This window comes from Citrobacter sp. Cpo045 (assembly GCF_030332875.1).
Taxonomy (GTDB): domain Bacteria; phylum Pseudomonadota; class Gammaproteobacteria; order Enterobacterales; family Enterobacteriaceae; genus Citrobacter; species Citrobacter portucalensis.
The window spans coordinates 289,093-302,249 of the sequence record NZ_JAOWGZ010000086.1; the positions used below are offsets into that span (position 1 = coordinate 289,093).

Sequence of the window (13,157 nt, forward strand, 5' to 3'; positions counted from 1 at the left end):
CGTGAACAGACGTAACTTTATTAAAGCAGCCTCCAGCGGGGCATTGCTGTTGGGCGCAGCGCCGTCCATCAGCCATGCGGCTGCAGAAAACCGTCCGCCGATCCCTGGTTCTCTTGGGATGCTCTATGACTCGACGTTGTGCGTAGGCTGCCAGGCCTGTGTCACCAAGTGTCAGGATATCAACTTCCCGGCGCGTAACCCGGAAGGCGAGCAAACCTGGTCGAACAACGACAAACTGTCGCCGTATACCAATAACATCATTCAGGTGTGGCGTAGCGGAACAGGCGTTAACAAAGACCAGGAAGAAAATGGCTACGCATACATCAAGAAACAGTGCATGCACTGTGTTGATCCGAACTGCGTTTCCGTTTGCCCGGTCTCCGCGCTGAAGAAAGATCCGAAAACCGGCATCGTCCATTATGACAAAGATGTCTGCACGGGCTGTCGTTACTGCATGGTCGCTTGCCCGTACAACGTGCCTAAGTACGACTACAACAACCCGTTTGGTGCGCTTCACAAATGTGAACTGTGTAACCAGAAAGGCGTTGAGCGTCTGGACAAAGGTGGTTTACCGGGTTGTGTTGAAGTGTGCCCAGCCGGTGCGGTGATTTTTGGTACGCGTGAAGAGCTGATGGCTGAGGCGAAAAAACGTCTCGCGCTGAAGCCAGGTAGCGAATACCACTATCCGCGTCAGACGGTGAAAGCAGGCGATACCTATCTGCATACGGTACCGAAGTACTACCCGCACCTGTACGGTGAGAAAGAAGGCGGTGGTACGCAGGTTATGGTACTGACGGGTGTTCCTTACGAGGATTTGGATCTGCCGAAGCTGGATGATCTTTCAACTGGTGCGCGTTCCGAACATGTTCAACATTCCCTGTACAAGGGCATGATATTACCCCTGGCTGCGCTGGCGGGCTTAACCGTGCTGGTTCGTCGTAACACGAAAAACGACCATCACGATGGAGGAGACGATCATGAGTCATGATCCTAAACCGCTGGGCGGAAAAATAATCAGCAAACCGGTCATTATTTTTGGGCCGCTTATCGTCCTGTGTATGCTCCTGATCGTGAAACGTCTGGTCTTCGGACTGGGCTCAGTCTCCGATCTGAACGGCGGTTTCCCATGGGGTGTATGGATCGCGTTTGACCTGTTGATTGGTACTGGCTTCGCGTGCGGCGGTTGGGCGCTGGCGTGGGCGGTGTACGTTTTCAACAGAGGACAATACCATCCGTTGGTTCGTCCGGCGCTGCTGGCGAGCCTGTTTGGCTACTCGTTGGGTGGTCTGTCGATCACCATTGACGTCGGTCGTTACTGGAACCTGCCGTATTTCTACATTCCGGGCCACTTCAACGTGAACTCGGTACTGTTCGAAACGGCGGTCTGTATGACCATCTATATCGGCATCATGGCGCTGGAATTTGCTCCGGCTCTGTTTGAACGCCTGGGGTGGAAAGTTTCCCTCAAACGTTTGAATAAAGTGATGTTCTTTATTATTGCCCTCGGCGCGCTGCTGCCAACCATGCACCAGTCTTCAATGGGTTCATTGATGATTTCTGCGGGTTATAAGGTGCATCCACTATGGCAAGCTTATGAAATGCTGCCGCTTTTCTCGGTATTAACCGCCTTTATTATGGGCTTTTCGATCGTCATCTTTGAAGGCTCGTTGGTACAAGCCGGTCTGAAAGGTAACGGTCCGGACGAGAAAAGTTTGTTCATCAAGCTGACGAATACCATCAGCGTGCTGCTGGCGATTTTCGTCGTCCTGCGCTTTGGCGAACTGATCTATCGCGACAAGCTGTCCTATGCGTTCTCAGGCGATCTTTACTCCCTGATGTTCTGGCTTGAAGTCGTGCTGATGGTCTTCCCGCTGGTGGTGCTGCGCGTCACTAAGCTGCGTAATGACTCGCGCATGCTGTATCTGTCTGCGCTGAGCGCATTGCTGGGTTGTGCAACATGGCGTCTGTCCTATTCGCTGGTGGCGTTCAATCCTGGTGGTGGCTACCACTACTTCCCGACCTGGGAAGAGCTGTTGATTTCTATTGGTTTTGTGGCTATTGAGATTTGTGCATACATCGTACTCATTCGTCTACTGCCGATACTTCCTCCTTTAAAACAAAACGATCAAAATCGTCATGAGGCGAGCAAAGCATGAGCCAGAGAATTACTATTGATCCGGTAACCCGTATTGAGGGTCATTTACGCATCGACTGCGAAATCGAAAATGGCGTGGTATCTAAAGCATGGGCTTCCGGTACCATGTGGCGCGGCATGGAAGAGATCGTGAAAAACCGCGATCCGCGCGATGCCTGGATGATTGTGCAGCGTATCTGTGGCGTTTGTACGACCACTCACGCTATCTCTTCCGTTCGTGCAGCAGAAAGTGCGCTGAATATTGATGTTCCGGTGAACGCACAGTATATCCGTAACATCATTCTGGCCGCGCACACCACGCATGACCACATTGTTCACTTCTATCAGCTGTCTGCGCTGGACTGGGTGGATATCACCTCAGCCCTGAAAGCTGACCCAGCGAAAGCGTCTGCCATGCTGAACGGCGTGTCCTCCTGGCACCTGAACAGCGCAGAAGAGTTCACCAAGGTTCAGAACAAGATCAAAGATCTTGTTGCCAGTGGTCAGTTAGGCATTTTTGCTAACGGTTGCTGGGGTCACCCGGCAATGCAGCTTCCGCCGGAAGTGAACCTGATTGCGGTCGCACACTACCTGCAAGCGCTGGAATGCCAGCGTGATGCCAACCGCGTTGTGGCACTGTTGGGCGGTAAAACGCCGCACATCCAGAACCTGGCGGTAGGTGGGGTTGCTAACCCAATTAACCTTGACGGTCTCGGCGTGCTGAACCTTGAACGCCTGATGTACATCAAGTCCTTCATCGATAAGCTGAGCGACTTCGTTGAGCAGGTGTACAAGGTTGATACTGCGGTTATTGCTGCGTTCTATCCTGAGTGGCTGGAACGTGGTCAGGGTGCGGTTAACTATCTGAGTGCGCCGGAATTCCCGACAGACGGTAAAAACGGCAGCTTCCTGTTCCCGGGCGGTTATATCACCGATGCTGATCTGTCGACCTATCGCCCGATCACCTCTCACTCCGATGAGTACCTGATCAAAGGGATTCAGGAGAGTGCGAAACACGCGTGGTACAAAGATGAAGCGCCGCAGGCTCCGTGGGAAGGCACAACGGTTCCTGATTACACCGGTTGGTCAGATGACGGCAAATACTCCTGGGTTAAAGCGCCGACCTTCTACGGCAAAACGGTTGAAGTGGGTCCGCTGGCCAACATGCTGTGTAAACTGGCGGCCAAACGCGAGTCTACCCATGCCAAGCTGAATGAAATCATCGCGATTTACACCAAGCTGACCGGTAAAACTATCGAAGTGTCGCAGTTGCACTCTACGCTGGGCCGTATTATTGGCCGTACCGTTCACTGCTGTGAACTGCAGAACGTTCTGCAGGATCAGTACAACGCGCTGATTGTGAACATCGGTAAAGGCGACCACACCACCTTCGTGAAACCGGATATTCCGGCAACAGGCGAATTCAAAGGTGTTGGTTTCCTCGAAGCGCCACGCGGTATGCTGTCTCACTGGATGGTGATTAAAGACGGCATTATCAGCAACTACCAGGCGGTTGTACCGTCAACCTGGAACTCTGGCCCACGTAACTTTAATGATGAAGTGGGACCGTATGAGCGCTCGCTGGTAGGTACGCCGATTGCCGATCCAAACAAACCGCTGGAAGTGGTTCGTACCATTCACTCCTTCGACCCTTGTATGTCATGTGCGGTGCATGTGGTGGACGTTGACGGGAACGAAGTGGTCTCAGTTAAGGTTCTGTAATGCGGATATTAGTCTTAGGGGTCGGCAATATTTTGCTGACCGACGAAGCCATCGGGGTACGTATCGTTGAGGCATTAGAGCAACGGTACATCCTGCCAGACTTTGTTGATGTTCTGGACGGTGGTACGGCTGGGATGGAGCTTCTCGGCGATATGGCGAACAGAGATCATCTGATCATTGCTGACGCCATTGTGTCGAAGAAAAACACGCCAGGAACGATGATGGTCCTGCGGGATGAAGAGATTCCAGCGCTGTTTACCAACAAAATCTCACCGCACCAGCTTGGCCTGGCCGACGTATTGTCGGCCCTGCGTTTTACCGGCGAGTTTCCGAAAAAGCTGACCTTAGTCGGCGTTATTCCGGAATCGTTGGAACCGCATATCGGGCTAACGCCAACGGTTGAAGCGATGATTGAACCTGCGCTGGAGCAGGTTCTTGCCGCGCTTCGCGAATCAGGCGTTGAAGCGATCCCTCGGGAGGCGGCTCATGTCTGAGGAGTTTGTCGGTTTTCAGACGGCCCCGAAGACGCAGATTCAGGCAGCGTTTGAAGAGGTTGCCCGGCGTTCGATGCACGATCTCTCTTTCTTGCATCCGAACATGCCGGTATATGTTTCTGATTTTACGCTGTTTGAAGGACAGTGGACGGGGTGTGTTATCACACCCTGGATGCTCAGCGCACTGATTTTCCCCGGACCGGACCAGATCTGGCCGGTGCGTAAAGTCAGTGAAAAAATCGGGTTGCGTCTGCCGTACGGCGAGATGACCTTTACCGTTGGTGAACTGGAGGGCGTATCGCAATACCTTTCCTGTTCACTGATGTCGCCGCTTTCGCACAGTATGTCGGCGCAAGAAGGTGTGCGTCTGACTGACGATTGCGCGCGCATGCTGTTATCGCTGCCGGTGAGCGATCCGAATGCGCCGCAGCTAAATCGCCGCGCGCTGCTGCTGGGTCGTCGGAACTGCGAAAATGCATGAGCTGTCCCTTTGTCAGAGCGCGGTTGAGATTGTTCAACAGCAGGCAGAGCAGCACGGTGTCAAACGTGTAACCGGCATTTGGCTGGAAATCGGAGCGCTCTCGTGCGTTGAAGAGAGCGCCGTCCGTTTCAGTTTCGACATCGTCTGTCAGGGCACGCTGGCGCAAGGGTGTGAGCTGCATATTGATTACAAACCAGCCCAGGCATGGTGCTGGGATTGCAGTCAGGTTGTGGAAATCACCCAGCATGATGCGCAGTGTCCACTATGTCAGGGCGATCGTCTGCGGGTTGATGCAGGCGATTCACTGAAAGTGAAAAGTATTGAAGTCGAATAACCCATAGGTTGCTATGGGGCGGAGTCAGATATGTGTATTGGAGTCCCAGGTCAGGTTCTGGCCGTTGGTGAAGATATTCACCAGCTTGCGCAGGTTGAAGTGTGCGGCATCAAACGTGATGTCAATATTGCCCTGATTTGTGAAGGTGATACCGCTGAGCTGGTCGGGCAATGGGTGCTGGTGCACGTAGGGTTCGCCATGAGCATCATTGATGAAGATGAAGCTAAAGCCACGTTAGACGCACTTCGCCGCATGGAGTACGACGTCACCAGCGCGTGACAATCGGTTAGTGCCTGATGACGTTACGCTTATCAGGCCTACGCCTTCTATGTAGGCCGGATAAGGCATTTATGCCGCCATCCGGCATCTTGCGTTAACCCTGGCGCTTATCTTCGGTATTGGTGTCGAAGTCGCTGGCGTCATGACGTTCATGAAGCTGCTCGTTCAGCGGCCCGTTGGTGCGGTTTACAATACGACCTCGCTTAACTGCCGGACGCGCGGCAACCTCTTTTGCCCAGCGCTGTACGTGCTTGTAACTTCCTGCATCGAGGAACTCTGCCGCGTCGTACACGTTACCCAGCACCACATTGCCAAACCACGGCCAAACCGCCATATCGGCAATGGTGTATTCATCTCCTGCCACAAACTGATTCTGTGCTAACTGCTTATCTAGTACGTCGAGTAAGCGTTTGGCTTCCATGGTGAAGCGGTTAATAGCGTACTCAATTTTAACCGGCGCATAGTTATAAAAGTGACCAAAACCACCGCCGAGGAACGGCGCCGCACCCTGTAACCAGAACAACCAGTTCAGCGTTTCAGTACGTTTTGCCAAATCCTGCGGCAGGAAATAACCGTATTTTTCCGCCAGATAGAGCAGGATTGCGCCAGATTCGAATACGCGAACCGGTGGGTTTTGCGAGTGGTCACGCAGTGCCGGGATCTTCGAGTTCGGATTCACCTCAACAAAGCCGCTGGAAAACTGATCGCCGTCGCCGATGCGGATAATCCAGGCATCATATTCCGCGCCCTTCACACCCTGCGCCAGTAACTCCTCCAGCATAATCGTCACTTTCTGCCCGTTTGGCGTCCCCAACGAATAGAGCTGTAGCGGATGCTTGCCAACCGGCAGCGTCTTCTCGTGGGTGGCGCCGGAAATCGGGCGGTTGATATTGGCGAATGCGCCGCCGTTCGATTTTTCCCACGTCCAGACTTTCGCGGGCTGATAGGTATTGTCTGACATATTGACCTGCCTTCTGAGTGGTTGTGTTGATGCAGTGTAGCAGTTAGGTAGAACTCAATTTAACAGATTGGGACTTTATGTCGCTTTGTGCTGAAAGGGGAAGATAAATCTAACCCGTTCATTGTACCTGGCCCGTACTCCATGAAGAGGAAATCAATGTTGGACGGAAATTGCTACCGTATTCACCATCAAAAATTGGCGGTGAATAAGCAGTAATAATGAAAAATGGTGTTCCAGGAGTAAGCGGTTATCAGGGCCCTGCGGGTGGGTGGGGTGCGGTAAAAGCCGTCACTGCTTCGGTGTTTTCGCAAAAGGCTGTCGCGCGCGACATTATCGCGATGTTCAAAATGAACCAGGTGAAAGGGTTCGATTGTCCGGGCTGTGCGTGGCCGGACCCCGGGCATCGTGCGCCAATGGAGCTGTGCGAAAATGGCGTTAAGGCGGTTTCTTGGGAGACAACCAGTAAGAAAGCGTCACCGGAATTTTTCAGTCGTCACCCGGTTTCCACACTCTGGCACTACAGCGATTATGAACTGGAAAACATTGGTCGTTTGACGCATCCAATGAAATACGATGCAGTGTCAGACACCTGGCAGGCGGTGGATTGGGATATCGCCTTTCGGGAGATCGGCGAGCGTCTGCGCAGCTATGACTCAGCACAACAGGTTGAGTTTTATACCTCCGGCAGAACGTCAAATGAGGCGGCGTTCCTGTATCAGCTGTTTGCCCGCGAATATGGTAGCAGCAACTTTCCTGATTGCTCAAACATGTGCCACGGACCGACCAGCGCAGGGCTAACGCCGGCCATTGGCCTTGGGAAAGGGACCGTTGAACTTGATGATTTTGACCACTGCGATCTGGTGATTTGTATCGGGCATAACCCAGGTACTAACCATCCACGCATGCTGACCACCTTACGCGACGTTGCCAAACGTGGTGCCAAAATTATCTCCATCAACCCGCTGAACGAAAGGGGGCTTGAGCGCTTTAGCTTCCCGCAAAGCGCGAAAGAGATGTTCACCGGACAGGCGACGGAGCTGAGCAACGACTACTACCAGGTAAAAATGGGCGGTGACGCCTCGTTGCTCAAAGGCATAATGAAGGCGCTGATCGAAATGGACGAAGCGCGGATCCTACTGGATCAGCAGCCGACGCTCGATCATGCGTTTATCGACCAACATACCGCGGGATATGCAGCGCTGTATGACGACTTACGTCAGCATAACTGGGCTGAGCTGGAACAGGACTCGGGCCTGACGCGCAGTCAGATGGAAGATCTGGCGCACAGCTACAGTAAATCCAGCGCCACGATTGTTTGTTATGGTCTGGGCATCACTCAGCATAAAAACGGCACCGAGAACGTCCAGCAGCTGGTAAATCTGTTGCTGCTGAAAGGCAATATGGGTAAGCCGGGGGCGGGGATCTGCCCGTTACGCGGCCATTCTAATGTGCAGGGCGATCGTTCTGTGGGGATCAACGAAGCGGCGTCCGAAGACTTCCTGCAACGCCTTGAGAAGCATTTTTCTATTCGCGTTCCGCGCAAGCATGGACGCTCCAGCGTGGAGAGCATTCGGGCCATCGAGCGGGGAGACGCAAAAGCGCTCATCTGCATGGGCGGCAATCTGGCGGTAGCGATGCCCCAGCCGCAGCGTACCTTTGCGGCGATGAAAAATCTGGATCTGCAGGTCCATGTGGCGACCAAACTGAACAGATCGCATCTGCTGCTGGCAAAGCATAACTACCTGCTACCTGCATTAGGCCGAACGGAGCGCGACATGCAGGCGACGGGGATCCAGTCAGTGACCGTCGAAGATTCTATGTCGATGGTTCACGCTTCCTGTGGCGCGCTGAAGCCGGCTTCCCGCTGGCTAAAATCGGAACCCGCGATTGTGGCGGGCATGGCGCGTGCCACGCTGCCGCATTCTCCGATCAGCTGGGAAGCATTTACCGGGGACTACGCGTTGATCCGTGACGCCATTGAAGCCGTGATCCCGGCGTTCCACGATTACAACGCACGTATTGCCGAGCCGGGCGGATTTCGTATGGATACGCCTGCTTCGCGCCGTGAATGGCGAACGGAGAATGGCAAAGCCAACTTTATCGTCAGCCATCAGCGGGCGGTAGAGCGGGAACATCAGCCTGCTGATGCACTGGTTCTGGCGACGCTGCGTAGCCACGATCAGTACAACACCACGATTTATGGTATGAACGATCGCTATCGTGGCATTACTGGCCGTCGGGATGTGGTGTTTTTAAGCGCCGAAGAAGCGACGAGCCGCGGTCTGAGCCAGGGTGATGTGGTCAACGTTCAGGCGCTGGACGACAACGGTCAGCCCTGCGCGGATCGCATCATGTACGGCTTAACGGTGGTGATTTACAACATGGCGGCTGGCTCAATTGGCGCTTATCTGCCTGAAGCGAATGTCCTGCTTTCGCTGGATGCAGTAGATACACAAAGTTTGACTCCGGCGTATAAAAGCGTACCGGTCACCCTGACCAAAGCGTAGTTCCTGCTGTGAATTTTTCGCCTCTGAGCGCCAGCCGCTGCGTTGAGGTGTATGATGATGTCGACCTCTGTCCGGTTAGTGTCGCAGAGCAGGCAATCAGAGCGAAAAATTCACGCCAACCTGCTCAGGCTGTATTGTTTTGAGGTAAGGTGCATGAGCAAAGGAACGACCAGTCAGGATGCCCCATTCGGGACATTATTGGGCTATGCCCCAGGTGGCGTAGCAATCTACTCTTCAGATTACAGCTCCCTCGACCCACGGGACTACGACGATGATGCAGCATTTCGCAGCTATATCGACGATGAATACATGGGCCACAAATGGCAGTGCGTAGAGTTCGCACGCCGCTTTCTCTTCCTTAACTATGGCATGGTCTTCACCGATGTGGGTATGGCCTGGGAGATCTTCTCCTTACGCTTCCTGCGCGAAGTAGTGAATGACAACATCCTACCGTTACAGGCATTTCCGAATGGTTCGCCCCGCGCGCCGGTAGCAGGGGCTCTGCTTATCTGGCAAAAAGGCGGTGAATTTAAAGATACCGGGCATGTGGCGGTCGTCACCCAGTTGCTGGAAAACAAAATCCGTATTGCCGAACAGAACGTGCTCCATACGCCGCTGCCTCCCGGACAGCAGTGGACCCGCGAACTGGAGATGGTGGTTGAGAACGGTTGTTACACCCTGCGTGATACCTTTGACGATACGACTATTCTTGGTTGGATGATCCAGACCGATGATACCCGTTTCAGCCTACCGCAGCCGGAGATCGCCAATGACTCGCTAAAAATTGGCGGCGCGCGACTGGAAGATAACGGGCAATTTGACGGTAAATGGCTGAATGAGCAGGATCCGCTGCAAAAAGCCTACGTGCTGGCGAACGGCCATGTGATTAATCAGGACCCGCATCAGTACTTCACCATTACCGAGAGTGCCGAGCAGGAACTGATTAAAGCCACTAACGAGCTGCACCTGATGTATCTGCACGCGACTGACAAGGTGCTGAAAGACGACAACCTGCTGGCGCTGTTTGATATCCCGAAAATCCTCTGGCCGCGCCTGCGCCTTTCCTGGCAGCGTCGTCGGCATCATATGATTACGGGGCGTATGGATTTCTGTATGGATGAACGTGGACTGAAGGTGTATGAGTACAACGCCGATTCCGCATCGTGCCATACCGAAGCCGGTTTGATTCTCGAAAGATGGGCCGAGCGTGGTTACATAGGGCAGGGACACAACCCGGCTGAAGGGTTGATCAACGAACTGGCAGGGGCCTGGAAGCACAGCCGCGCACGTCCGTTTGTCCACATCATGCAGGATAAGGATATCGAGGAAAACTATCACGCGCAGTTTATGCAGCAGGCGCTGCGTCAGGCCGGGTTTGACAGCAAAATTCTGCGAGGTCTGGATGAACTGCGCTGGGATGACGCCGGTCAATTGATTGACGGGGACGGCCGTCTGGTGAACTGCGTCTGGAAGACCTGGGCGTGGGAAACCGCAATTGAGCAGGTGCGCGAGGTCAGCGAAACGGAGTACGCCGCGGTGCCAATTCGTACCGGGCATACGAATCAGGAAGTGCGCTTAATCGATGTGTTGCTGCGCCCGGAAGTGCTGGTCTTCGAACCTCTGTGGACGGTTATCCCTGGCAATAAAGCGATTCTGCCGATCCTCTGGCAACTGTTCCCGCACCACCGTTATCTGCTTGATACGGATTTCACTGTTAATGAAGAGCTGGCGCAAACCGGTTATGCGGTGAAACCTATTGCAGGACGTTGTGGCAGCAACATCGATCTTGTGAGTCATCAGGAAGAGCTACTGGATAAAACCAGCGGTAAGTTTGCCGAGCAGAAGAACATTTATCAGCAGCTTTGGTGTCTGCCAAAAGTTGCCGGTAAATATATCCAGGTTTGTACCTTTACCGTAGGTGGTAACTATGGCGGTACCTGCCTGCGTGGTGACGAGTCGCTGGTGATTAAAAAAGAGAGCGATATTGAACCGCTGATTGTGGTGAAGGAATAACCGCTCAACCCCTGTGATGGTGATGTTGCCATCACGGGGGCTTTTGACCTGCGCTGATTTTTACTCATGCCAAATCGATAGCATTGGAAATACGCCAACTTAGTATCATCAAATAAGTCAGCGCTTTCGCTGATTCAGGCTGATTGTAAGCCTTATTATAAGGGTCGCAAAATCCAGGGCAAGATTACGAAACCCCGCAAGGATTGACGCGAGGTACTCTCTGTCCATTGCCGCTCTTTCGTGATCTTGCCCTAAGCTGCCACCAGGTCCGGAAGCCCGCTGGCGATGTCCACTTTGAGGGCAAAAGGAGTGGAATGTGGCTGGTAAAGGCCGAAGCCCACCACTGCGGTGGCTGTCTCCGGCAGTCCGTCCACGTTCAGCGTAAAACGCAATTCTTTTAATGACATGTTGTTCTCCCTGGTGTTTACAGGAATAAAGACATTCCGCTGTTCAGCGGCAGTACAGTGTTACGCTTGTGTTCAGGCACGCTACCTACTCTGCTAAATTATTGGGTCTATTGAGTGTTATATCAATGCTCAATATAAAACTGATCTTCATACTCTAAGTCGTAGTTATTAAGTGAATTTAAGATAATATCTATTGCTCGTTTTCCCGCGGCCCAGGAACCGAAATGTTGTTTTTGTAGAGCAAATGACCCAATTATATAGAACCAACTTTCCTGAATCTTTCCGGCAAAAACAACTAACATGCCTTCTCCATTTCTTGCATTCTTTACTTTTAACTCACCAGTCCATAATTCCGTAATGTTCTTATTGAAGATATCTTTGCGTACTCTTAGTGAAATTTCATCAATTTCAAGGTGATTATTTTCTTTTAGTTGACTGACAATTAGTTTACAAACCTGTTCTTTATTGATTGCCGCATCATGGTATAAAAAATAGCCATCAATAATGCCATGAACGTTACTTTCTTCTTTTAAAGATAACGAATAGTAGCTCATCTTTTCGTTATTATATCGTTCTGAATATAGCCATGAGGCAGGGTAATAAAAGGAATGGTTTGCAGGTACATCCAGATTTATACTCTTTAGTTCTTCTGCCAAATGCCATTTTGAGTCATTAATTAAAGTGAAAAAATTCACACAATGAAAGAGATCCTCAGCCAGCGATTCATAATCCTTCCAGTTGCAACAGGCTTTTACCATTATCACATTGGCCCTGTTGTTTTCAAAATCATAATTTTTAAATACTCTGATTCTTGATGTGATGGTTTCGTTATCGATATCTTTTTTTGTCAAAAAATCAGCATATCGACCACTAACGCTATAATAATATTTACAGTAAAGGATTTCTTCACCTAAAAGGTCTAATATATATTCTCCCCAGTCACTGGCATCGATGTCGTTATTTATATGTTCATAGACTACATCAACTTCTGTAAAGGGGTATTTTGCTCCAGAAATGGTCTGATAGCAGCCAATAGCATAGAGGTTATTGGTTCCTGCGATTAGCTCAGGTTTAATGCTGACCGGTTTTACATCTAGTGGGAGTAATATCTTGTAATATAAGCTTGTTACTTCTGAGGATGTATAGCGGCATCGCCAAAAATGCTCTTTTTGGTATTCAAAACTATATGTCACTGCCCTTGGGATGGATGGTTTGTTATTGCTTTCTCTCATTATAATAACTCTCTCTGGATTATCTACATTTCGTTTTTTAACATAAAATACATCACAACTAGAAAACCCAAATTAAAAGCCAATTTATATCCTTTAGATACCAGATTCTCTCCTTCAATGAAATTTTTAAGAAATGATTTTTTGATATTTTCTTGGTTATATTTTTGATGGAACGATACAATATTATTGACGCCAGTATCAATAAGAGAAAATACAAAAACAGATAACAGCCGATAAGAAAGCATATAGTTGACAATCGAGTGTATTGTAAATCATCATTTAACATAACACTAATGCAGGAAAGTAGTAAAAAAGCTACAACCCCAAATAACATTCTAAACATTCTATTGTATTGGTTCATTTAACCTCCAATGATAACAGTTGCTACACCTGAATGGAATAATTCCACATTACCGATAGTTGAATCGATAAGAGAAAAAAGTAACAACCAATAAAAAAAAGCGTTCGCCAAGCCAGTGTCCATTGGCATAGTGCCAACTTGGGTTAATAATAAAAACCATCTTTCTAGGTGATGTTTTAAAAATTTTGTCACATTGGCTAATTTAAATCTGAAATATTCATTGTTTATTATA

At 50.8% G+C, this 13,157-nt stretch carries 12 protein-coding genes; 9 read left to right on the forward strand and 3 right to left on the reverse strand.

Annotated elements, in window-relative coordinates:
• The first annotated feature begins 1 nt into the window (after nucleotide 1).
• From hybA to hybG, 7 genes are read left to right on the forward strand one after another with little or no spacing between them, the layout of a single operon-like run.
• Nucleotides 2–988, forward strand: coding sequence for a hydrogenase 2 operon protein HybA (gene hybA, locus OGY13_RS07960; protein WP_003828357.1), 987 nt, complete (start codon nucleotides 2–4; stop codon nucleotides 986–988).
• The gene (gene hybB / locus OGY13_RS07965; protein ID WP_003828354.1) at nucleotides 978–2,156 is read left to right on the forward strand and encodes a Ni/Fe-hydrogenase cytochrome b subunit; all 1,179 of its coding nucleotides are present in this window, start codon (nucleotides 978–980) and stop codon (nucleotides 2,154–2,156) included. Before hybA ends, hybB begins: the two co-directional genes overlap by 11 nt.
• Nucleotides 2,153–3,856, forward strand: a complete 1,704-nt coding sequence (hybC, locus tag OGY13_RS07970; RefSeq protein WP_003828353.1) for a hydrogenase 2 large subunit — start codon at nucleotides 2,153–2,155, stop codon at nucleotides 3,854–3,856. Before hybB ends, hybC begins: the two co-directional genes overlap by 4 nt.
• Nucleotides 3,856–4,350 (forward strand): HyaD/HybD family hydrogenase maturation endopeptidase, encoded by a 495-nt coding sequence (locus OGY13_RS07975; RefSeq protein ID WP_032944999.1) that lies wholly within the window; start codon nucleotides 3,856–3,858, stop codon nucleotides 4,348–4,350. The genes hybC and OGY13_RS07975 overlap by 1 nt, the downstream gene beginning before the upstream one ends.
• Nucleotides 4,343–4,831 (forward strand): hydrogenase-2 assembly chaperone, encoded by a 489-nt coding sequence (hybE, locus tag OGY13_RS07980; protein ID WP_008785804.1) that lies wholly within the window; start codon nucleotides 4,343–4,345, stop codon nucleotides 4,829–4,831. The genes OGY13_RS07975 and hybE overlap by 8 nt, the downstream gene beginning before the upstream one ends.
• Nucleotides 4,824–5,165, forward strand: coding sequence for a hydrogenase maturation nickel metallochaperone HypA (gene hypA / locus OGY13_RS07985; protein ID WP_213752710.1), 342 nt, complete (start codon nucleotides 4,824–4,826; stop codon nucleotides 5,163–5,165). The genes hybE and hypA overlap by 8 nt, the downstream gene beginning before the upstream one ends.
• 30 nt (nucleotides 5,166–5,195) lie before the next feature.
• Nucleotides 5,196–5,444 (forward strand): hydrogenase maturation factor HybG, encoded by a 249-nt coding sequence (gene hybG, locus OGY13_RS07990; protein ID WP_003024459.1) that lies wholly within the window; start codon nucleotides 5,196–5,198, stop codon nucleotides 5,442–5,444.
• A gap of 94 nt (nucleotides 5,445–5,538) precedes the next feature.
• Here the strand turns inward: hybG and yghU are convergent, their stop codons facing one another.
• A complete protein-coding gene (gene yghU, locus OGY13_RS07995) occupies nucleotides 5,539–6,405 on the reverse strand; it encodes a glutathione-dependent disulfide-bond oxidoreductase (protein ID WP_008785803.1) in 867 nt (288 codons plus the stop codon).
• A 218-nt stretch (nucleotides 6,406–6,623) separates the two neighbouring features.
• Between yghU and OGY13_RS08000 the strand changes: the two genes are divergently transcribed.
• Both OGY13_RS08000 and gss read left to right on the forward strand, forming a co-directional pair.
• Complete coding sequence (locus OGY13_RS08000) at nucleotides 6,624–8,912, forward strand: FdhF/YdeP family oxidoreductase (protein ID WP_174771078.1); 2,289 nt, start codon at nucleotides 6,624–6,626, stop codon at nucleotides 8,910–8,912.
• Between the two features lie 153 nt (nucleotides 8,913–9,065).
• Nucleotides 9,066–10,925 (forward strand): bifunctional glutathionylspermidine amidase/synthase, encoded by a 1,860-nt coding sequence (gene gss, locus OGY13_RS08005; RefSeq protein WP_048236767.1) that lies wholly within the window; start codon nucleotides 9,066–9,068, stop codon nucleotides 10,923–10,925.
• A gap of 251 nt (nucleotides 10,926–11,176) precedes the next feature.
• Here the strand turns inward: gss and OGY13_RS08010 are convergent, their stop codons facing one another.
• Together OGY13_RS08010 and OGY13_RS08015 are read right to left on the reverse strand one after the other, a co-directional pair.
• The gene (locus OGY13_RS08010) at nucleotides 11,177–11,332 is read right to left on the reverse strand and encodes a hypothetical protein (RefSeq protein ID WP_186805001.1); all 156 of its coding nucleotides are present in this window, start codon (nucleotides 11,330–11,332) and stop codon (nucleotides 11,177–11,179) included.
• A 122-nt stretch (nucleotides 11,333–11,454) separates the two neighbouring features.
• A complete protein-coding gene (locus OGY13_RS08015) occupies nucleotides 11,455–12,564 on the reverse strand; it encodes a hypothetical protein (protein WP_213752709.1) in 1,110 nt (369 codons plus the stop codon).
• Between the last annotated feature and the right edge of the window lie 593 nt (nucleotides 12,565–13,157).